The 19,900-nt window shown below is 63.6% G+C and carries 20 protein-coding genes; 10 read left to right on the top strand and 10 right to left on the bottom strand.

Features of this window, described 5'->3' with window-relative positions; all coding sequences use genetic code 11:
* Window positions 1–53: 53 nt before the first annotated feature.
* Window positions 54–530 (top strand): SsrA-binding protein SmpB, encoded by a 477-nt coding sequence (smpB, locus tag AAIH46_RS08365; protein WP_430305393.1) that lies wholly within the window; start codon window positions 54–56, stop codon window positions 528–530.
* A gap of 75 nt (window positions 531–605) precedes the next feature.
* Here the strand turns inward: smpB and AAIH46_RS08360 are convergent, their stop codons facing one another.
* The 3 genes from AAIH46_RS08360 to AAIH46_RS08350 all read right to left on the bottom strand — a co-directional run bounded on the left by AAIH46_RS08360 (window position 606) and on the right by AAIH46_RS08350 (window position 2,816).
* Window positions 606–902 carry a hypothetical protein gene (locus AAIH46_RS08360; protein WP_430305392.1) on the bottom strand — a complete coding sequence of 99 codons (297 nt, stop codon included), beginning with the start codon at window positions 900–902 and terminating at the stop codon, window positions 606–608.
* 175 nt (window positions 903–1,077) lie between these two features.
* The gene (locus tag AAIH46_RS08355; protein WP_430305391.1) at window positions 1,078–2,142 is read right to left on the bottom strand and encodes a bifunctional transcriptional activator/DNA repair enzyme AdaA; all 1,065 of its coding nucleotides are present in this window, start codon (window positions 2,140–2,142) and stop codon (window positions 1,078–1,080) included.
* 95 nt (window positions 2,143–2,237) lie between these two features.
* Window positions 2,238–2,816: an NYN domain-containing protein gene (locus AAIH46_RS08350; protein WP_430305389.1), complete on the bottom strand. Its 579-nt coding sequence runs from the start codon at window positions 2,814–2,816 to the stop codon at window positions 2,238–2,240.
* A gap of 287 nt (window positions 2,817–3,103) precedes the next feature.
* On the opposite strand from AAIH46_RS08350, the gene rpoZ reads away from it, so the two are divergent.
* From rpoZ to era, 7 genes are all read left to right on the top strand, one after another.
* Window positions 3,104–3,517: a DNA-directed RNA polymerase subunit omega gene (gene rpoZ, locus AAIH46_RS08345; RefSeq protein ID WP_430305388.1), complete on the top strand. Its 414-nt coding sequence runs from the start codon at window positions 3,104–3,106 to the stop codon at window positions 3,515–3,517.
* Between the two features lie 116 nt (window positions 3,518–3,633).
* Window positions 3,634–5,877 carry a RelA/SpoT family protein gene (locus AAIH46_RS08340; protein WP_430305387.1) on the top strand — a complete coding sequence of 748 codons (2,244 nt, stop codon included), beginning with the start codon at window positions 3,634–3,636 and terminating at the stop codon, window positions 5,875–5,877.
* A gap of 133 nt (window positions 5,878–6,010) precedes the next feature.
* Window positions 6,011–6,163 (top strand): DUF3563 family protein, encoded by a 153-nt coding sequence (locus AAIH46_RS08335; protein ID WP_430305386.1) that lies wholly within the window; start codon window positions 6,011–6,013, stop codon window positions 6,161–6,163.
* 295 nt (window positions 6,164–6,458) lie between these two features.
* The gene (gene acpS, locus AAIH46_RS08330) at window positions 6,459–6,884 is read left to right on the top strand and encodes a holo-ACP synthase (RefSeq protein WP_430305384.1); all 426 of its coding nucleotides are present in this window, start codon (window positions 6,459–6,461) and stop codon (window positions 6,882–6,884) included.
* Window positions 6,885–6,950: 66 nt separating this feature from the next.
* Window positions 6,951–7,697: a signal peptidase I gene (gene lepB / locus AAIH46_RS08325; protein ID WP_430305383.1), complete on the top strand. Its 747-nt coding sequence runs from the start codon at window positions 6,951–6,953 to the stop codon at window positions 7,695–7,697.
* On the top strand, window positions 7,694–8,413 hold the full coding sequence (gene rnc / locus AAIH46_RS08320) for a ribonuclease III (protein ID WP_430305382.1): 720 nt from the start codon (window positions 7,694–7,696) through the stop codon (window positions 8,411–8,413). Before lepB ends, rnc begins: the two co-directional genes overlap by 4 nt.
* Before the next feature lie 7 nt (window positions 8,414–8,420).
* On the top strand, window positions 8,421–9,362 hold the full coding sequence (era, locus tag AAIH46_RS08315) for a GTPase Era (protein WP_430305381.1): 942 nt from the start codon (window positions 8,421–8,423) through the stop codon (window positions 9,360–9,362).
* Between the two features lie 12 nt (window positions 9,363–9,374).
* Here era and AAIH46_RS08310 read toward each other — a convergent pair whose 3' ends face one another.
* Window positions 9,375–9,767 carry a hypothetical protein gene (locus AAIH46_RS08310; protein WP_430305380.1) on the bottom strand — a complete coding sequence of 131 codons (393 nt, stop codon included), beginning with the start codon at window positions 9,765–9,767 and terminating at the stop codon, window positions 9,375–9,377.
* A gap of 157 nt (window positions 9,768–9,924) precedes the next feature.
* Here AAIH46_RS08310 and recO point away from each other — a divergent pair, with 157 nt between their 5' ends.
* Entirely contained in the window at window positions 9,925–10,686 is a 762-nt protein-coding gene (recO, locus tag AAIH46_RS08305) for a DNA repair protein RecO (protein ID WP_430305379.1), read from the top strand.
* A gap of 6 nt (window positions 10,687–10,692) precedes the next feature.
* On the opposite strand, the gene AAIH46_RS08300 is transcribed toward recO, so the two are convergent.
* The 6 genes from AAIH46_RS08300 to AAIH46_RS08275 form a co-directional block, all read right to left on the bottom strand.
* Entirely contained in the window at window positions 10,693–11,913 is a 1,221-nt protein-coding gene (locus AAIH46_RS08300) for an MFS transporter (protein ID WP_430305378.1), read from the bottom strand.
* A gap of 139 nt (window positions 11,914–12,052) precedes the next feature.
* Entirely contained in the window at window positions 12,053–13,021 is a 969-nt protein-coding gene (locus AAIH46_RS08295; RefSeq protein WP_430305377.1) for a flagellin, read from the bottom strand.
* A gap of 160 nt (window positions 13,022–13,181) precedes the next feature.
* A complete protein-coding gene (locus AAIH46_RS08290) occupies window positions 13,182–14,075 on the bottom strand; it encodes a DMT family transporter (protein ID WP_430305376.1) in 894 nt (297 codons plus the stop codon).
* 106 nt (window positions 14,076–14,181) lie between these two features.
* Window positions 14,182–15,027: an MOSC domain-containing protein gene (locus AAIH46_RS08285; protein WP_430305375.1), complete on the bottom strand. Its 846-nt coding sequence runs from the start codon at window positions 15,025–15,027 to the stop codon at window positions 14,182–14,184.
* Window positions 15,028–15,039: 12 nt separating this feature from the next.
* Window positions 15,040–15,696, bottom strand: a complete 657-nt coding sequence (locus tag AAIH46_RS08280) for an HD domain-containing protein (RefSeq protein ID WP_430305374.1) — start codon at window positions 15,694–15,696, stop codon at window positions 15,040–15,042.
* Entirely contained in the window at window positions 15,693–18,431 is a 2,739-nt protein-coding gene (locus tag AAIH46_RS08275; RefSeq protein ID WP_430305373.1) for a DUF2339 domain-containing protein, read from the bottom strand. The genes AAIH46_RS08280 and AAIH46_RS08275 overlap by 4 nt, the downstream gene beginning before the upstream one ends.
* Window positions 18,432–18,686: 255 nt before the next feature.
* On the opposite strand from AAIH46_RS08275, the gene AAIH46_RS08270 reads away from it, so the two are divergent.
* Window positions 18,687–19,718 (top strand): ABC transporter substrate-binding protein, encoded by a 1,032-nt coding sequence (locus AAIH46_RS08270; protein ID WP_430305372.1) that lies wholly within the window; start codon window positions 18,687–18,689, stop codon window positions 19,716–19,718.
* Window positions 19,719–19,900 lie beyond the last annotated feature (182 nt).

The raw sequence follows: 19,900 nt of genomic DNA, 5'->3' as shown, positions 1-19,900 counted from the left end.
TGGCGCGCTCGACCGGCAACCAGACCCTTTGAGGGCGGAGACAACCACAGTCCATGGCACCCAGAGCCAGCCAGCGCATCGTCAATAAGATCGTCGCGGAAAACCGCAAGGCGCGCTACAATTACGAGATCATCGATACCTATGAGGCCGGCATCGTCCTCACCGGCACCGAGGTAAAGTCTCTGCGCGAGGGCAAGGCGAACATCGCCGAATCCTATGCTTCGGACGAAGGCGAAGAGATCTGGCTGATCAACTCGCATCTGCCGGAATATCTGCAGGCCAACCGCTTCAACCACGAGCCGCGCCGGCGTCGCAAGCTGCTGCTCAACAAGCGTGAGATCAACCGTCTGCGCGTCGGCATCAACCGCGAGGGCATGACACTCGTGCCGTTGAAGATCTACTTCAACGAAAAGGGACGGGCGAAGCTGGAACTGGCTCTGGCAAAGGGCAAGAAGCTGCACGACAAGCGCGAGACCGAGAAGGAACGCGACTGGAACCGGCAGAAGAGCAGGCTGCTCAAGTCCGGCTGACCCAGCCGGTCTCCCGCAGATTCAATGGTCTCCTCAACAAGCCGCAGGTTCTCGCCTGCGGCTTGTTGCGTTGGGTCAACGTGCTCTGTGACCAAGCGCCAGCAGCAGTGCCCTGTCGCGCGCCTGCTGCAGCAGCGCGTCCTGCCGCGCGGCCCGGTCAATCGGATCCTTGTAGTCTAGATCTCCCTGGAGCCCGAGGTCGCGCCGCTGCCTCTGGTCGAGATCACCGAGGCGATTGAGCCGCCGCGCAGTGCCGATAAGCGGGCGGAAGAATGTGACGATCCAGCGCAAGCCCGCGCGACCGGTTCGGATCGCGTCGCGCCTCTCTTTGTCGTTCGTCAGGATGGCGAGGTTGCTGTCCGTGGTGCGCATGATTTGATCCTTTCGAAGACGCGCAGAAGCAGTCCCGCAGCGGGCTGAGACGAGGGTGAGGGCTGGAGATCGGGCTCGGGGTGAAGCCGCCTGATGCGGCAACAGCACCCTGCTTGAGCCGGATCCATGGGTCTAGTGAATGTTTTCGATGCGGGCCATCAATGTCGATGATGGATCAGGACGTAGTATTGGTCCCAGCGCGCTGCTCGTGACGCAGCAGCCACTGCTTGCGCCACAGCCCGCCGCCATAGCCGGTCAGGCTGCCGTCGGTGCCGATCACGCGATGGCAGGGAATGACGATGGCGATCTGATTTGCGCCATTGGCACGCGCGACAGCGCGCACGGCAGTGGGCCTGGCCATCGCCTCTGCGATGTCCCGATAGCTGGCCGTCGTTCCGGAAGGGATCTCCTGCAGCGCACGCCAGACCTGTCGCTCGAACGGCGTGCCGTGATCGCCGATGCGCAGGGAGAACGTCGTCAGGCGACCCTCGAAGTAGGCCGCCAGCTGCTCGCTGACGCGATCGGTGACCGCCGTACGCCCCATGATGATTGCCCGGCCGTTGCGGTCGCGCAACCGGGTGAGTTCCGCCTGCAGGGCAGGGCGGTCCGCGAACTCCAGGAGGTGCAAAGCGTGGTCGCAGGTAACCGCCAGCATCGGCCCGATCGGCGTCTCGATCCAGGCGGCCTTCAGAAGGCTTTGCGACTTCACCTGTTGCGGGGCGGCACCCAGCCACTGGCTGACGGCGGCGCGAAAGCCGCTGCCGGACTCAAAGCCCGCCTCCAGCTGCGCGTCGATGACGGATGCGCCGGTGCCAAGCGTGGTGACGGCATGGCTCAGCCGTCTGCGGCGGGCGATCTCCAGAAAGCTCATGCCGAACCGGCGCTTGAAGATGCGGCGGATGGTCGAGGGATCGTAGCCGAGGGCTAGGAGATCGGCTTCGCTCCAGCGCCTTTCGGGGGCCCGTTCCAGATCATCAAGCAGAGCCCGGATCGTCGGCTCGCCTTCGCCGAGGCGCAGCATCGGTGTGCACCGCTTGCAGGGCCTGTATCCGCCGTCCAGGCAGGCGGCGATGCTCGCTTCAAAGCGGCAGTTGTCGCGGAGCGGCTTGCGCGCCGGGCAGGTCAGCCGGCAGAAGATGCGGGTTGTCGTGACACAGACATAGGCAAATCCTTCATAGGCCGCATCGCGGCTGAGAAGGGCCTGGTAGAGAGTGTCGTCGGAAGGGCGGGTCATCAGCATGCCGCCACCATAGTCTCGCTTCCGCGTCTTTGCCGCCGAAAAACGGGCAGCTATTTCAGCTGCTCGCTCTACGCGGCTTCGTCCAAAGCCTGGATCTATTCAGCTTCGGGTTCGACGGTCGGTTCGGCCGGACGTGGCGCGCGCTCCGAGGGATCGCGACCGATTTCCGCCTTCAGCGACATCAGGTCGATGAAGTGATCCGACTGGCGGCGAAGATCGTCGGCGATCATCGGCGGCTGGGTTGCAAGCGTTGAGACGACTGAAACCTTGCGGCCCTTGCGCTGAATGGCCTCGACCAGGGTGGTGAAGTCGCCGTCGCCGGAAAACAGTACGAGATGGTCCACCGTTGCCGCTTGCTCCATGGCATCGACCGCGAGTTCGATGTCCATGTTGCCCTTCACCTTGCGGCGGCCCATCGAGTCGGTGAACTCCTTGGCCGGCTTGGTCACCACCTTGTAGCCATTATAATCCAGCCAATCGATGAGCGGCCGGATCGACGAATACTCCTGATCTTCGATCAGCGCCGTGTAGTAATAGGCGCGCAGCAGGTATCCGCGCTTTTGAAACGCCTTCAGCAGTTTCCGATAATCGATGTCGAAGCCGAGACTCTTGGATGCAGCATAAAGATTAGCGCCATCGATAAAAAGGGCGATCTTTTCCCTCGGGTCAAACATGTATTCTCGCTCCCTGTCTCAATACACGAAGTAACTTCCGCCAGGCTAATTAGATCCCCGGAACCGGCCCGGTGACAAGGAAAAGGCGTGTTACATTATGTTATATTCATATATTAAGTCTTTAAGGTACGAAGCGTCGATATCCAAGCAACCTTTGGTTGAATTAGCCGTTGTGTAACCCGACCGCGTGCGGCGGAGTCGTGATGAGTGAGGAAAAACTTGAATTTCATGGCTAATCCCTGTATCGGGCGTTCAATCCACGAAATATCGACCGTAAAGGACAGGCAATGGCCCGCGTCACAGTAGAAGATTGCATCGACAAAGTCGACAACCGTTTCGAGCTGGTGCTGCTTGCCAGCCACCGCGCGCGGCAGATCTCGCAGGGCGCTTCGATTACCATCGATCGCGACAACGACAAGAACCCGGTGGTTGCCCTGCGCGAGATCGCCGATGAGACGCTGTCCCCCGACGACCTGAAGGAAGACCTCATCCACTCGCTGCAGAAGCATGTGGAAGTGGACGAGCCGGAACCCGATCCGTCGACGCTGATCTCCAGCAATGCCGGCGCTGCGACGGGTGCCGAGCGCGGCTCGGACGAGGACGACCTGCCGGAAACCGTCACCTTCGACCAGATGTCGGAAGAAGAGCTGCTGGCCGGCATCGAAGGCCTTGTCCCGCCGGAAAAGAGCGACGACTACTAAGATCGGCGCTTGTCGACGCCTCGGGCGAGGCGCTTTCTGGCATTGATACCGGCTGCGCCAATCTAGAACGGTTGGCGGGCCTTTTTGTTTTACGGGTTTGAAGGATCTCTCGAGGCATGATGCGGCAATACGAGCTCGTCGAGCGGGTTCAGAAGTACAAGCCCGAAGCGAACGAAGCTCTCCTCAACAAAGCCTATGTGTATGCCATGCAGAAGCATGGCCAGCAGAAGCGCGCCAGCGGCGACCCCTACATTTCCCACCCGCTGGAAGTGGCCGCCATCCTCACCGACATGCATCTGGACGAGTCGACGATCGCGGTTGCCCTGCTGCACGACACGATCGAGGACACGACCGCAACCCGTGCCGAAATCGACGAGCTGTTCGGCGAGGACATCGGCCGCCTCGTCGAGGGGCTGACGAAGCTGAAGCGCCTCGACCTCGTGTCGAAGAAGGCCAAGCAGGCGGAAAACCTGCGCAAACTGCTGCTGGCGATTTCGGACGATGTCCGCGTCCTGCTCGTCAAGCTCGCCGACCGTCTGCACAACATGCGCACGCTCGAGCATATGTCGCAGGAAAAGCGCGCCCGCATCTCCGAAGAAACGATGGATATCTATGCGCCGCTTGCCGGCCGCATGGGCATGCAGGACATGCGCGACGAGCTGGAGGATCTGTCCTTCCGCTACCTCAATCCGGAGGCCTACGAGACAGTCACGCACCGTCTGTCGGAACTGTCGGCGCGCAACGAGGGGCTGATCACCAAGATCGAGGACGAGTTGCGCGACCTGTTGATCGCCAACGGCCTGCTCAACACCACCGTCAAGGGGCGCCAGAAGAAGCCCTATTCGGTTTTCCGCAAGATGCAGTCGAAGTCCCTGTCGTTCGAACAGCTGTCGGACGTCTACGGTTTCCGTCTGGTGGTCGATGACGTGCCGGCCTGCTATCGGGCCCTCGGCATCGTCCACACGCGCTGGCGCGTCGTCCCCGGCCGCTTCAAGGATTACATCTCGACACCGAAGCAGAACGACTACCGGTCGATCCACACGACGATCATCGGGCCGTCGCGGCAGCGCATCGAGCTGCAGATCCGCACCAAGCGCATGCACGAAATCGCCGAATTCGGCATAGCCGCCCACAGTCTCTACAAGGACGGCGAGAACGGCGAGCCGGGCGAACTGCTGTCGCGCGACAGCAATGCCTATTCCTGGCTTCGCCATACGATCGAGTCGCTGTCCGAGGGCGACAACCCGGAGGAGTTCCTCGAGCACACCAAGCTCGAGCTGTTCCAGGATCAGGTGTTCTGCTTCACGCCGAAGGGCAAGCTGATCGCGCTGCCGCGCGGCGCAACCCCGATCGATTTCGCCTATGCCGTGCATACCAATATCGGCGACACGACCGTCGGCGCCAAGATCAACGGCCGTATCATGCCGTTGGTGACGCGCCTCAACAACGGCGACGAGGTGGAGATCATCCGCTCCGGCGTGCAGGTGCCGCCGGCCGCCTGGGAAGAAATCGTCGTCACCGGCAAGGCGCGTGCCGCCATCCGCCGTGCCACGCGCATGGCGATCCGCAAGCAGTATGCCGGCCTCGGCCACCGTATCCTGGAGCGCACCTTCGAGCGCGCCGGCAAGGAGTTCTCCCGCGAGGCGCTGAAGCCGGCGCTCTACCGGCTGGCGCAGAAGGATGTCGAGGATGCGATCGCAGCCGTCGGACGTGGCGAGCTGTCGTCGCTCGACGTGCTTCGGGCGGTCTTCCCCGACTTCAAGGACGACCGGACGACGATTAAGCCCGCCGCCGACCAGGGCTGGTTCAACGTGCAGACGGCAAGCGGCATGATGTTCCGCCTGCCGGGCGGCGACCGGACCGTCAAGGACATTGGCAAGCCGGGCGAAGAGGTGCCGGGCGCCGGGCTCGATCCGCTGCCGATCCGCGGCCTTGCAGGCTCCACCGAGGTCCGTTTCGCGCCGGCCGGTGCGGTGCCGGGCGATCGGATCGTCGGCATCATGGAAGACGGCAAGGGCATCACCATCTACCCGATCCAGGCCTCGGCCCTGCAGAAGTTCGACGACCAGCCCGAACGCTGGATCGACGTGCGCTGGGATCTCGATGAGGCCAACAAGTCGCGCTTCACCGCCAAGCTCAATATCAACGCGCTGAACGAGCCGGGGACCCTGGCGACGGTGGCACAGACGATCGCGCGGCTCGACATCAACATTCGCCGGATGACGATGGGACGCGTCGCCACGGACTTCTCCGAACTGTCGCTCGAAGTCGAGGTCTGGGACCTGCGCCAGCTGAACCAGTTGCTGGCCCAGTTGAAGGACCTCGACTGCATCTCGACCGTCAAGCGCGTCTACGATTGATTGCCAATTGAGCAGGCGGCCTGCGCCTGCTCCCCGCTGTTATGCGTCTGACGCAGGGCTGCCGGTGGAAGCTGGCGATGGTGGAATGCGGTGGGAACCCTTATGTTCTGTCCAACATCATAAGGAGCAAATCATGTTCAAGCCGCTGAAGCAGTTCGCCCGCGCCCTTCGTGCCCCGTCCGTCCAGGAACGCGAAATGGCTTACCTCAACGAGTCGCACGACGCGATCGAACTCGAATACCGCATGCGCCAGATCGACCGCGGAATGTTCCGCAAGGGTCTCTGATCCAGAGTTCTACCGCCGGCTTCACCGTCCGAAGCCGGTCCGCCTGCGTTGCGCTGGCCTGCATATCTTCCATGCGCTTGTCGCATGGCTGGTCGGTTCCTGTTTTCGAACGGATCCCCCCAGCGTCCGCCGACGTCGTTTGTTCTGGGCTGACCCATCCAACTGCGACGCCGAGGCTGGTGCCCGGCAACCATTCCGCCCAAGGCCTGCGGCTGCGGGCCGCACCTAGTGCTTCTGGTCGACATTCGCATCGCTGTCTGGCAGAAAAGCTCGACAGGCAGGCGAAAGGAACCGCATGATCATCGGCATGGGCAGCGACCTCATCGACATTCGACGCGTCGAGAGGTCGATTGAGCGTTTTGGCGATCGTTTCACGCATCGCTGTTTCACCGAAGTCGAACGCCGCAAGTCCGATGGCCGCAAGATGCGCGCCGCCTCTTACGCCAAGCGGTTTGCAGCCAAGGAAGCCTGTTCGAAGGCGCTTGGCACCGGTCTGGCCCAGGGCGTATTCTGGAAGGACATGGGCGTCGTCAACCTGCCGAGCGGCAAGCCAACGATGGCACTGACCGGCGGCGCAGGCGATCGTCTCACCGCACTGATGCCGCCGGGCCACGTCGCCGTCATCCACCTCACCATCACCGATGAATTCCCGTATGCGCAGGCCTTCGTCATCATCGAGGCCCGACCTGCCGCAGCGCTGTCGCCGTCACCTGGCGATTGATGCCATTGCCCGCACGGGGTGAAGGGTTTAGAGAAGCGCAAATCGCTGCAAACGAAAGACGTGCACGTGTCTGAAAAAGTTGAAAAGAAGCCGAACGCCCTCTGGGAAAACATCAAGGTCATCATCCAGGCACTGCTGCTGGCGATGGTCATCCGCACGGTCTTGTTTCAGCCCTTCACCATTCCTTCCGGCTCGATGATGCCGACGCTGCTGGTCGGCGACTACATCTTCGTCAACAAGTTCGCCTATGGGTACTCGAAGTACTCGCTGCCGTTCTCGCCGGACCTGTTCTCCGGCCGCGTGCTGGAGTTTTCCGAGCCGAAGCGTGGCGATGTCATCGTCTTCCGCCTGCCGACGGATCCGGACGTCGACTACATCAAGCGCCTGATCGGCCTGCCGGGCGACCGCGTACAGATGATCGACGGCGTGCTGCAGGTCAACGGCCAGCCGGTTCCGAAGATGCCCGATGGCACCTTCACCTCCGATTACCGCCTCGACCCGGGCTCGGACGTTCCGGTATTCCGCGAAACCCTCGACAACGGCAAATCGTACACGACGCTCGACCAGTCGCCCAATTCGCGCGGCGATAACACCCGCGAGTTTGTCGTGCCGGACGGTCATTACTTCTTCATGGGCGACAACCGTGACAACTCCCTGGATAGCCGCTTCGACGTTGGCTACGTGCCCACCGAAAACCTCGTCGGCCGCGCCAGCGTCATCTTCTTCTCGCTTGGCAACGACACCTCGTTCCGCGAGATCTGGAAGTGGCCGTCCAATATGCGCTGGGAGCGTCTGTTCAAGGTGGTCGATTGATGAAGGCACCAACGCTGTCGGCAGACCAGCGGGCAAAACTGGAAACGGTTCTCGGGCACGCGTTTGCCGACAAGCAATGGCTTGACCGGGCGCTCACCCACGCAAGCACCGGCACCGCCAAATCCGGCAATTACGAGCGACTGGAGTTTCTCGGAGACCGGGTGCTCGGCCTCTGCGTCGCCGAACTGCTGTTCAGCACCTTCCGCACTGCCGACGAAGGCGAGCTCTCGGTGCGCCTCAACCAGCTGGTCAGCGCCGACAGCTGCGCCAGCGTCGCCGACGAACTTGGCCTGCACCAGTTCATCCGCACCGGCGCCGATGTGAAGAAGCTCACCGGCAAGCGGATGATGAACGTCCGCGCCGACGTTGTCGAAAGCCTGATTGCTGCTATCTATCTGGATGCAGGCCTGGAAGCGGCGCGTCGCTTCATCCTGCGCTACTGGGAAAAGCGGGCGACGGCCGCCGATGCTGCCCGTCGCGACGCCAAGACCGAACTGCAGGAATGGTCGCATGCCCGCTCCGGGCTGACGCCCGTATACCGCGTCGACGATCGCTCCGGGCCGGATCATGATCCGCGCTTCACTGTTACGGTGGAGGTGAAGGGCGTGGCGCCGGAGACCGGTGTCGACCGCTCCAAACGTGCCGCCGAGCAGGTGGCCGCAACCAAGATGCTCGAACGTGAAGGCGTGTGGCAAAAGCCCGCCGACGAAGGCTAAGGACGCTATGACCGAAGAAGACAACACGACAGGCCTGCCCGAGGCGCCGACCACTCCGACCCGGTCGGGCTTCGTGGCGCTGATTGGCGCCACCAATGCCGGCAAGTCGACCCTCCTCAACCGGCTCGTCGGCGCCAAGGTGTCGATCGTCAGCCACAAGGTGCAGACGACGCGCGCCATCGTCCGCGGCATCGCCATCCACGACCGCACGCAGATCGTCTTCATGGATACGCCGGGTATCTTCAAGCCGCGTCGCCGGCTGGACCGGGCGATGGTCACCTCCGCCTGGGGTGGCGCCAAGGATGCCGATCTGATCGTCATGCTGGTCGACAGCGAACGCGGTCTGCGCGGCGATGCGCAAGCCATTCTCGAGGGGCTGAAGGAGGTTCGTCAGCCGAAGATCCTGGTGCTCAACAAGATCGACCAGGTCAAGCGCGAGGATCTGCTGAAGCTCGCCTCTGCAGCCAACGAGGTCGTCACGTTCGATGATACCTTCATGATTTCGGCCACCACCGGTTCCGGCTGCGACGACCTCATCGCGCATCTGTCGGCAAAGCTGCCGGAAGGTCCGTGGTACTACCCGGAAGACCAGATTTCAGACCTGCCCATGCGTCAGCTGGCGGCCGAGATTACCCGTGAAAAGCTGTTCCTGCGCCTGCATCAGGAACTGCCGTATTCGTCGCATGTCGAGACGGAACAATGGGAAGAGCGCAAGGACGGCTCGGTGCGCATCGAGCAGGTCATCTACGTCGAGCGCGACAGCCAGAAGAAGATTGCGCTTGGCAAGGGCGGCGAGGCCATCAAGTCGATCTCGACCGCCTCGCGCAAGGAATTGTCAGAAATTCTCGATCAGCCCGTGCACCTGTTCCTGTTCGTCAAGGTGCGCGAGAACTGGGGCGACGATCCCGAGAGGTTCCGCGAGATGGGCCTGGAATTCCCGAAGGGCTGAGCGGCGAACCGCTTATTTCTGCTGGCGATCCATCAGCGCCTTGACCTCGCGGTAGCGGCGCTGGCGTTCCTCATCCTGTTCGGAAGCCGAATAGCAGGTGTTGGAAATGCAGAAGCGCGTCAGGCCGAACGGTGCCTGGGCCTTCTCGAACTCGCAGTTGATCTCGCTGGTGAAATCGGAAGGCTCCGGCTTGGCGCGCGTCGAATAGGTGAGGCGGGCGCCCGGCGGCTGCAATTCCGGGAAGGACTGGACCACGCCGGTGGTCAGCACCGGGGCCAGCAGGAAGTTCTTGGCGACGGCGACGCAGGCCTGGTCGAGGCCGGCAGATTGCGCCGATGCGGTGACCGGGCTGGCAAACAGCATCGGCAGGGCGATGAGGGCGGTGGCATAGGCAGCGTGGCGCATGGGTTCTCCAGAGATTGTCTGTGCCCAGCAACCCGCGACTTGGATTTTTGTTCCATCGCCCGCTGTGCTCGAGGTCGTCCAGCGAGTGCAGAAAGCGATTCAGTCGGAGCGGCTTACCGGCTATTGTTGAATCGAAAGCAAAGGATGAGCCGGCAGCATGCAGTGGCAGGATGAAGGCATCGTCATAGGGGTTCGCCGGCACGGGGAAACCAGCGTCGTGGCGGAGCTGATGACCCGCGAGCGCGGCCGCCACATGGGCCTCGTTCGCGGCGGCCGGTCACGCACGATGCAGCCGGTGCTGCAGCCCGGAAACCGCGTCGATGCCGTTTGGCGGGCACGCCTGGACGAACATCTCGGCGACTTCAAGCTCGAGCCGATCCACCTGCGTGCCGCACGGCTGATGGAAAGCGCCACGGCGGTCTATGGGGTGCAGGCGATGGGGGCGCTGCTGCGGCTGCTGCCGGAGCGGGATCCGCATCCGCATCTCTACGAAGCGCTCGACGTCATCCTCGATCACATGGACGACCCGGTGGGGGCTGGCGAACTGTTCGTGCGCTTCGAGCTGGCGGTCCTCAACGACCTGGGCTTCGGTCTCGACCTCAGCGAATGTGCGGCGACCGGCGAGCGCCAGGATCTCATCTATGTGTCGCCGAAGAGCGGCCGGGCCGTCTCGCGCGACGCCGGCGCGGCCTATGCGGACCGGCTTCTCACGCTACCGCCCTTCCTGCGCCCGGAGGGCAGCCGCAGCAACGATCCGGACAGCCTGTTGGCGGCCTTTCGGCTGAGCGGCTTCTTCCTGCACCGGCATGTCTACGAGCCGCGCGGGCTGCAGCAGAACACGGCCCGCGACGGTTTCGTCCAGGCGGCGCTGAAGGCGCTGGTCAGGCTGGAGGACAAATCTTCGGAAACCGGTGCGTAGCGGCCTCTATGCGGCTGCCGCGATCGGCCGGTCGACGGGGCGCTCGCGGATCGGTAGGTGCACGGCTGCGGCAAACAGACCGAGCACCACGCCGAGCCACCAGACCGCATCATAGGAGCCGAACCGGTCGTAGAGGAAGCCGCCCAGCCAGACGCCGAGGAACGAGCCGATCTGGTGCGACAGGAAGACCATGCCGCCCAGCAGGCCGAGATGGCGGGTGCCGAACATGATCGCCACCAGCGCGTTCGTCGGCGGCACGGTCGACAGCCACAGCAGCCCCATGACGATGGCAAAGACGATGACCGAGAAGGGCGTCTGCGGCAGCAGTAGGAAGGCCGTCACGGCGATCGAGCGGCCGATATAGATGTAGGCAAGAAAATACGGCTTCGAATAGCGCTGGCCGATAACGCCGGCTGCCAGCGACCCGGCAATGTTGAAGAAGCCGATGCAGGCCATGGCGATGACGGCGTAGCGGGCGTCTATGCCGATGTCGCCGAGATAGGCGGGGAAATGCGCGGTGATGAACGCCACCTGGAAGCCGCAGACGAAGAAGCCGCTGACCAGCAGCAGGTAGCTTCGATGCCGGAAGGCCTCGTTCAGCGCCTCGCCGATGCTCTGCTGGAACTGCGCCTGGCTCTGCGTGCCGGACGACGAGTTGCCGCGCAGCGGGAACGCCAGAAGCGGCACGATCAGCATCATCACGCCCATGATCACCAGGCTGTCCGACCAGCCGTATTGGGTGATCAGCGTCTGGCTGATCGGCGCAAATAGGAACATGCCCGCCGAGCCGGCGGCGGTGCCGATGCCGAAGGCCATTGACCGCTGCTGCGGCGTCACGTGCCGTGCGAAGGCGGAGAGCACGACGCTGAACGAGCCGGCGCCGATCGCCATGCCGACGAGAATGCCGCCGCCGACATGCAGCCACATTGGTCCGGCCGCATGCGACATCACCAGCAGGCCGGCGGCATAGAGAAGGCCGGAGATCACCAGCACCCGCGCGGTGCCGTATTTATCGGCGAGCGCGCCGAAGAACGGCTGGCTGAGACCCCAGAACAGGTTCTGCAGCGCCATGGCCAGACCGAAGGTCGAGCGGTCCCAGCCGGTATCGGCCAGCATCGGCAGCTGGAAGAACCCCATCGCCGAGCGCGGCCCGAACGTCAGCATGACGATCAGCGAGCCGCTGGCAATGATCAGCCACGGCATGCGGCGGGCGCTTTGTGCAGTCATGTCGGAACCCTTGCGTAATCCTGCCCGACAATAGCCGCCGCAGCCCGGAAGCCAAGTGCGTTTTCTTGGCCCTTGCATCAGTTTGGCTGATGGATCGCAGGCTGCCTGAACAACGGGGGGAGGGGTTTCGCCGCCCGCCTCAGTTGAACAGTGTCAGCAGCGACTGCGGCTGGCTGTTGGCAATCGACAGCGCCTGCAGCGTCAGCTGCTGCTGTGTCGTCAGCGCCTTCAGCCGGGTGGCCTCCTCGTTCATGTTGGCATCGACCAGCGTACCGATGCCGCGGCTCATCCAGTCGCGGAGTTTGGCGGTGAACTCCGTCTGGATTTCCATCCGCGCCTGGATCGAGCCGAAGTTGGCGCCCGAATCAGCCATCATCTGCAACATGCCGTCGACCGTCTTGATCATGTCGGTCAGCTGTTCTGAGGTCGTGCCGGCGCCGATCGACACTTCGGTTGCGCCGCTATTGCTGTCGTTTGCCAGCAGGACGTATGTGGTCGAAGCTCCGGCCTCGCTTGAAAACCTCGTGCTGGTGAGGATGCCGGCGTCGCCTGTGGTGCTGTTCGACCGGTCGTCGATCAGCGGGCTGATCGTCCCGCCGGATGTCCACAACCGGTTCTCGATGGTCTCCAGAAAAACCCCACCGTCGAGGTCGCGGTAGAAGGAGGCTGCAAGCTTCGCCGTCTGGTCGGAATCATCAGTAATGGTCAGCCAGTTGACCCCGTTGAAGGTCGCCGAACTGGCGATGGATTTCAGCTGCCCTTTCAGCTGTTCGATCTCGCTGTTGACCTTGTCCTTGTCCACGCCGGGCTGGCTGGCGGAAACCAGCTTCGCCTTGATCTCGTCGGTCACGGAGATCGCAGCCTGCATGCCCTCATAGGCGACGTCGACGGTCGCCGAACCGAGGTTGAGGGCATCCTGCACGGCTCCGAGAGCCTTGTCGTCGGATTTCATCGTCGCGGCGATCGACCAATAGGCGGCATTCTCGGAGGATTGACCGACCCGCTCGCCGCTTGCCATGCGCGACCGGGTCAGATCAAGGGCGTCGCTGATATGGCGCAGCGTCGCAAGCGCCGCCATCGAGGCGACGTTGGTCCTGATACTCGTCATGATACGCTCTACTCAAACACTTACGAAACGCAGGAGAGACTGTGGCGACCGCCGCTGCATGGTGAACGGAGGTCAGTATCTCTTGGGTCTCATTCAAGCATCGCTAACCTTAATGCTCGCTTAAATAGAAAGCCATGACATGCTTTTTTCTTGCCTGGTCCTATTCCTGGTCAGGGAGGGACGGGCCGTTCATCCGAGCCTTGCGGCTTTCGCGCCAGATGGTGAACAGGCCGGCGCTGATGACCAGCGCGGCGCCGGCGATCATGTTCAACGTCAGGATTTCGCCGTAGATCAGCACGCCGAGGATGCAGACGAGAACCACCTGCACATAGCCGATCTGCTGGACGGTGACGGCGTCGACGAGATCGTAGGCGCGGATCAGCAGGTAATGGCCGACGGTGCCGGTGAGGCAAAGAACAGCCATCCAGATCCAGTCCTCAGGCGCAAGCGGCGTCCAGTAGAAAGGGCCGACGAAGGTGATGGCGACGGCGCCGGCGATGCCGGTGTAGAAGAAGCTGGTTGTCGAACTGTCGACCCGCGCCGCCAGCCGGGTGGTGATGGCATAGAGGGCGAAGATCACCGAGCCGGCGATCGGCAGCAGGATCGTCGGGCCGAAGCTTGCCTGGACCGGGTTGACGATCATCAGCACGCCGAACAGCCCGATGCCGATGGCCGTCCAGCGCCGCCAGCCGACCTTCTCGCCGAGCAGTGGCACGGACAATGCCGCAACCACCAGCGGTGTGGCGGCAAAGATCGATTGCGTCTGCGACAGGCCGACCACGGCGAACGAGGTGATGGCGAAGCATATCTGCACGACCAGGATGACGCCGCGGGAGATTTGCAGCAGCGGTCGGGCGGTGCGGGCCGCACCGGCGATGCCGCCGCGGGAGCGGGCCGACAGGAGCAGTACGAAGGCGGCGAAGGCCCAGTATCGGATCATGATGATGAAGATCGGCGGGTAGTGTGTTCCGAGATACTTCGAGACCACGTCCTGCGCCGCAAAGATGATGACCGCTGTAAGGGCGAAGGCGAGGCCTTTGGATCTTGCTGTCATGAATGCTGCTCGAATGTCAGGAGAAGTTCGCCGCCTGCCGGCGACGAGGGGAAGGGAATTGCTGGCTGCGGGACCATTGTCAGGAACATCCCGCTGCCATCCGCTGTCAGCGACGCTTGATGTCCCAGGCGGGCCGCTGCTCGACGACGCGAACCTCCTGGCCGATGCTCAGTCTGCCGCTTCCGACCGGCACCGCATTCCAGCCGAATAGCGGTCCCGGCACGCGCCGGTCCGCCGACATGCGGATGCGGCCCATCGCCGGCATCGGACTTGCGCCCTCGCGTGATCCGGTCAGCTGGTCCTGCGTCGTCATGATGCAGCGCGCGCAGGGCTTGACCAGATGAAGTGTCACACCGCCGAGTTCGATCGATGCCCAGCCATCCTCTGCCCACGGCTGATCATGCTCGAGGACGATATTGGCGCGGAACCGGTCCATGCCGACCGGCGCTTCGCCGTTCTTCGCCATGTCGGCATTCAGCGCGCCGAGCGAGCCGGTGGTGGTGACCAGCACCTGGTAGCCGTCGGCAAAGGCAACCGGCGTCTCGGGTCCCGCCCAATCGGTGCTCGCGGTCCGACGGGCATCTGCGTCGAAATGAACGAGCCGCACCTCGCGCTGAAGCCAGTCGCTCAGCACCGCATGCACGGCGTCGTCGGCAAGCGCTGCGCTGACCGGCGATTTCCAGATCTCCACGTCGAGTCGGCCGTCGCCATTGGGCATTGCGACATCCAGGTCGCTCTTGCCGTCCATCGCCAGCCGCAGGCCTTGCGCATGTGGCGAGACCTCGATACGGGCAAGTGCCGGCAGCTCCCGCTGCGTGATGAAGGCGCCGCTCGGATCGGTGATCATCCAGCGCCGATCGTCCGCCAGCCCCCAGCCATCGATTGCGGCCTCGTTCAACGCAATGCCGCGGGCGCTCTTCAGCGGAAAGATGTTGAGGGCGGAGATGTGCATGGGGCGGATCCTTCAGATCTCGTCGAGGAACAGGTCGCGGAACTGCACGAGGCGCCGGTGCCGCTCGGCTGCCATAGCCTTTCCGCTGTCGGTCTTGAAGCCCTGCGACAGCTTCATCAGTTTCGTTTCGAAGTGGTCGAGGCCGTAGGTTCGATCGTCCAGCGGCCGATCCGTGCCCTGCGGGTCGGCTGCGTGGTAGAGCTTTGAGCCCATCCGGCCGGCAATGTAGAAGGTGCGCGCCACGCCGATCATGCCGAGCGAATCCAGCCGGTCGGCGTCCTGCAGGATGCGCGCTTCGAGCGTCACCGGCTCGACATTGGCCGAATAGCTGTGGGCGTGAATGGCGTGCGCCACGGCATCGATGCGCTCCGGCTGCCAGCCGAGATCGGCAAGGATTGCCGTGGCCTTGTCGGCGGCGAGCCGCGAGGCCTCTGCCCGGTGCGGCGAATTCTTCTCCACCGAGACGCAATCGTGGAGCAGCACTGCGGCCGCCAGCAGTTGCGCGTCGCCACCCTCCGTTGCCTGAAGTCGCATGGCATTGTGGAATACCCGCAGCAGATGCGCCACGTCGTGGGCACCGTCGCCGGCATCCTCGGCATGCGGCAGGAGGGCAGCGGCCAGGTCCTCGAACGGCGCAAAGGCGGCAGCGGCGGTGGAGGTGTCGGTCACGAGGGATCTCCGGGGGCTGTCGGTTTGGCCGTCTCTGCCGAGCGGGCCAGGATGCGCTGGTAGAAGAGGCCGATGCCGATCAGCACGACGCCGAGCCCCATGAACGAGATCGCCCGCAGGATGCCCTCGAGGTTCGACATGTCGACGAGAAACACCTTCAGCACGGAGACGAGCACCAGTCCCGCCGAAACGAGACGCAGGCTGCGTGCATCGAGTCGGGAGCCGAGCGCAAGCAGGCCGACGCCGATCGCCAGCCAGACCACCGAATAGGTGTAGGTCTCGCCCGGCAGGAAGCCCTTCCAGGCGCTGATCTCCGATCCCTGCCAGAACCAGCGGACGGAAAGCGTCGCCCAGGCGAAGCCGAGCACCGCGCCTGCCAGCGCCAGCATGACGACATAGGGCATCGGCCGCTTGCCGCGCGCGTATAGGGCGAGACCGGCATAGGCGAGGGCCGGCATCAGGTAGCCCGGCAGCAGCAGGTTGATGAGCGGCCATCTGCCGATGTCTTCGCCGGTCGCATAGGGGTTGAGCCCGATGAGATGCAGGCTGAGAACATTGAGCGTCGCGATGATGCCGGCGAGCATCGAGCCGTAGCGGAAGGCGCGGCTGGGGCTCTTCAGGTCGAGCGTCATGAGGATGCCGGAAAGCCCGATCAGCAGCAGCGTGTAGATCGACTGTTCGGCAAGCGTCGGCACCCGCTCGTCGAGCAGGCCGCCGTTCATGGCGTGGCGAACGAGGATTGCGACCGTCATCAGGCAGCCGAGCGCTGCGAGCCCCTGCAGGGCATTGAGCACCCGGCGTCCTGGCCAGGCGCGCAGCCAGAAGGCCGACAGCGTCAGCAGCAGCGCCGGAATGCCGTAGCCGGCGATGAGGGCGTTGAACACCGGCGTCTTGCCCAGAAGATCCGGCCCGACGATCGTCGGTTCCCAGGCAATCCGCAGGCCGACGACGATCGCGGCTGCGACCATCGCCCAGGGCAGGCCGCGCCATGGCCGCACGGTCGTCGCCGCAACGAAGGCAAAGCCAATAAGGGCGGTCCCGATCGTCGTCGTCAACGCGTGAGTCACCGTGTGCAGGGCAAAGACGAAGGCCGCGAAGGCGCCGAGCACCAGCAGGTCGCGCGGCGTGCTCGCCGTGGCAGCGCTTGGGGACCGTGTCGAGATGCGCTCGGCGGTCAGCAGCAGGGCGAGGCCGATCGCGAGCCCATAGATCCCGTGCAGCCAGTCGCCGCCCAGCGTCCCGTAGTTGAGGTGGGTGATGGTCGCCAGTGTCACCGGCATCGCTGCAGCAAGGATCGCCCAGAATGCAGCAAAATCCGGATCGCTGGCGCTACGCCGGCGCGCGACGCTGACACCGCAGAGGGTGAAGATCGCCCCGAGCGCCAGGCCGCCGAGGGTTTCGGGACCGATGGCGGCAAGCCAGCCGGTGACGGCAGCGGCCGAGGGATCGGCAATCGAGGTCGAGAGATCCTTGATCGCGATCAGCGACACGCCGCAGAGGCCGGACAGCGCCGCAAAGGTCGCCGGCAGCAAGCCGGCGCGGCGACCGGCGCCGAGGCCGGCCAGTGCGCCCGCCACCGCCACCAGGATCAGTACCGGATGTGTGACGGACGGGGCATCCACGGCCATCAGCATCAGCAACGGCAGGAAGACCGAGAGCGATACCGACAGCATGATCGACCGCGGACGCCGGCCGATGAGCCGCCGCGTCCGCCGCCAGATCCCGCCGTCTGCCTCGGGCTCTTCCGTCGGTATTTCGAACAGGCGTCCAGGCCATATGAACGCGGTGCCGGCCACCATTACCAGAAGCGCCCAGCCTGCGGGCACGGGATCGAGGATTTCCGCGTTCACGGCATAGACCAGGACCCAGAGCGCCAGTCCCAGGTTGGCGAGCACTGGAAGCAGCCGCCAGCGGCGAATGCGTGCCGCCGCATCGGCGGCAAGCCAGACAAGCGACAGGAAGCCGAACAGGAAGCTGATGTTAGGAGAAGAAGACGCGACCAGTGCCGGCGTCACGAGCGAGGCGGCGAGACCGAGCCCTGCAAGCGCCTGTCCATGCAACAGCGACAGGAGAAGCGTCGTCAGAGAAACGATCGCCAGCAGCGCGAAGGTCGGCGCCGATCCGAGGAAGCCGTAGACCGCATAGGCGGTATAGATGGTCGCCAGCAGCGTCACGCTCGCCGCTGCCGTCAGCACGCCTGGGATCATCGCGTGCGAATAGGCCGATGGCAGGCGCGGCAGCCCGCCACCGCGTCGCATGAACTCACCGGTTGCCGCCAGCAGCAAGCCGAACACAGCGGCAAGACTGAGGCGCGCCGCCGGACCGAGTAACCCGCTGTCGATCGAGTAGCGGACCAGGAAGATGCCGCCGAGCGCCAGCGCCAATCCGCCGACCCAGACCGGCCAGCGTGCGCCGAACCGGCTCTCGAAGCTCTGACGCGGTGGTGCGGGCGCGGTTGCGGCCGCCGGGGCCTCGTCAACCTCATCCGGCACTCTCTCGCGCGCCGCCTCGATATCGGCGGGTGCCTCCACCATGTCCGCGGATGCTGCGTCGGTTGTCGCCAGCGTCGCCGAACCGTCCGCTGTCTCATCGATGGACGGTCTTGCGATGGAACCGGAGGCGACGGCGGTCGTCAGCGCGGCCACCTGTGTCTCCAGCGTCCGCAACCTCTGCGACAGACGGCGATGCCAGATCAGCAGCGCGAAAAGCAAAACGAGAAGAAGGAGTTCCAGCATCTAGGCCCCGCCATGGTTCAGCAGTCCGCTTATATCGCCCTGCGGCTGCGAAAGAAAAGCCGCTGTTCCAGATCAGGCCTCACAACCGCTGCTGTTCAAATTCTTTGCACTTGCCAGCCTCCTGAAGTGCATTTGCCCATTAAGTGGACGTAACGTCAAAATGATTAGATAATGGGCATTTTGATGTTGCGTCGCGGGTGAGGAATCGATTTTGATAGCGACAGTTCAGCACGTTCCAAGGGGGAATTCGACACCATGTTCACTCGCCGCCTCTTCAGCAAGCTGCCGGCCGTAGCCGCGCTTGTGATATCAACCGGTCTTTCCGCACCGGCCTTTGCCGATACGGCGGTCAAATTCACCCTCGACTGGAAGTTCGAAGGTCCTGCCGCCGGCTTCCTGCTGGCGCTCGACAAGGGCTACTTCAAGGCAGAGGGCCTCGACGTCACGATCGACAGCGGCAACGGTTCTGTCGAGGCGATCCCGCGCGTCGCGACCGGCGCCTACCAGATGGGGTTCGGCGACATCAACTCGGTGATCAAGTTCCTCGACGAGGATCCGAGCCAGAAGGTCAAGTCGGTCATGATGATCTACGAGCGCCCGACCTTCGCGGTCGTCGGCCGCAAGTCGCTCGGCATCACCGAAGATCCCAAGTCGCTGGAGGGCAAGAAGCTTGGCGCACCGCCGCCGGATGGCGCCTTTGCCCAGTGGAAGGCCTTCAAGCAGGTTGCCAAGATCGACGACAGCAAGATCACCATCGAATCCATCGGCTTTCCGGTGCGCGAGCCGATGCTGGCCAAGGGTGATGTCGATGCCGTCTTCGGCTTTGCCTTCTCGGTCATTCTCAACCTGAAGAAGCAGGGCATCAAGGACGAGGATATCGCCACGATCCTGATGGCCGAGCACGGCCTCAATCTCTACGGCAACGCCGTTCTGGTGAACGAGGATTTTGCGGCGAAGAATCCGGAGGCGGTGAAGGGCTTCGTCAAGGCGCTCGCCAAGGGTTTTGCCGACGCGATTGCCAACCCGGAAGAGGGCGTGGAAGCCGTCCTCAAGCGCAACGAAACGCTCGATAGCGCGATCGAGCTCGAGCGCCTCAACATGGCAAATTCCATGAACATCAAGACGCCCTATGTCGTCGACAACGGCTTTGGCGGTGTCGACATGGCCCGCCTCGGCGCTTCGATCGAAACGCTCAAGGTCTCGATGGGCCTGAAGGGCAATGTTAAGGCGCAGGACGTCTTCGACGCCAGCTACCTGCCGGCGAAAGCCGAGCGCATGCTGCCTTGAAACTTAACACCCCGCCCCAAACCCCTCCCCACAAGGGGGAGGGGCTTAACCTGCCGCACGGGCTTACGCATATCGAGCGCGAACTGCGCGGAGAAGGTCAGGCGGGTGCCCCGGGTCTTCTCCCCCTTGTGGGGGAGATGGCCGGCAGGCCAGAGGGGGTCTTTGGGCCTGCATGAGACTGG

Source organism: Rhizobium sp. 0TCS1.26, assembly GCF_050455525.1.
In the GTDB taxonomy this organism is placed as follows: Bacteria; Pseudomonadota; Alphaproteobacteria; order Rhizobiales; family Rhizobiaceae; genus Neorhizobium.
The sequence above is the reverse complement of the archived record's forward strand: the minus strand, read 5'-3'. Positions and strand labels throughout refer to the sequence as shown.

Bases quoted from the DNA above. Each gene is read 5' to 3' on its own strand.
- smpB (WP_430305393.1), top strand. From the start codon at position 54: ATGGCACCCAGAGCCAGCCAGCGCATCGTCAATAAGATCGTCGCGGAA.
- AAIH46_RS08360 (WP_430305392.1), bottom strand. From the start codon at position 902: ATGCGCACCACGGACAGCAACCTCGCCATCCTGACGAACGACAAAGAG.
- AAIH46_RS08355 (WP_430305391.1), bottom strand. From the start codon at position 2,142: ATGCTGATGACCCGCCCTTCCGACGACACTCTCTACCAGGCCCTTCTC.
- AAIH46_RS08350 (WP_430305389.1), bottom strand. From the start codon at position 2,816: ATGTTTGACCCGAGGGAAAAGATCGCCCTTTTTATCGATGGCGCTAAT.
- rpoZ (WP_430305388.1), top strand. From the start codon at position 3,104: ATGGCCCGCGTCACAGTAGAAGATTGCATCGACAAAGTCGACAACCGT.
- AAIH46_RS08340 (WP_430305387.1), top strand. From the start codon at position 3,634: ATGATGCGGCAATACGAGCTCGTCGAGCGGGTTCAGAAGTACAAGCCC.
- AAIH46_RS08335 (WP_430305386.1), top strand. From the start codon at position 6,011: ATGTTCAAGCCGCTGAAGCAGTTCGCCCGCGCCCTTCGTGCCCCGTCC.
- acpS (WP_430305384.1), top strand. From the start codon at position 6,459: ATGATCATCGGCATGGGCAGCGACCTCATCGACATTCGACGCGTCGAG.
- era (WP_430305381.1), top strand. From the start codon at position 8,421: ATGACCGAAGAAGACAACACGACAGGCCTGCCCGAGGCGCCGACCACT.
- AAIH46_RS08310 (WP_430305380.1), bottom strand. From the start codon at position 9,767: ATGCGCCACGCTGCCTATGCCACCGCCCTCATCGCCCTGCCGATGCTG.
- recO (WP_430305379.1), top strand. From the start codon at position 9,925: ATGCAGTGGCAGGATGAAGGCATCGTCATAGGGGTTCGCCGGCACGGG.
- AAIH46_RS08300 (WP_430305378.1), bottom strand. From the start codon at position 11,913: ATGACTGCACAAAGCGCCCGCCGCATGCCGTGGCTGATCATTGCCAGC.
- AAIH46_RS08295 (WP_430305377.1), bottom strand. From the start codon at position 13,021: ATGACGAGTATCAGGACCAACGTCGCCTCGATGGCGGCGCTTGCGACG.
- AAIH46_RS08290 (WP_430305376.1), bottom strand. From the start codon at position 14,075: ATGACAGCAAGATCCAAAGGCCTCGCCTTCGCCCTTACAGCGGTCATC.
- AAIH46_RS08285 (WP_430305375.1), bottom strand. From the start codon at position 15,027: ATGCACATCTCCGCCCTCAACATCTTTCCGCTGAAGAGCGCCCGCGGC.
- AAIH46_RS08275 (WP_430305373.1), bottom strand. From the start codon at position 18,431: ATGCTGGAACTCCTTCTTCTCGTTTTGCTTTTCGCGCTGCTGATCTGG.
- AAIH46_RS08270 (WP_430305372.1), top strand. From the start codon at position 18,687: ATGTTCACTCGCCGCCTCTTCAGCAAGCTGCCGGCCGTAGCCGCGCTT.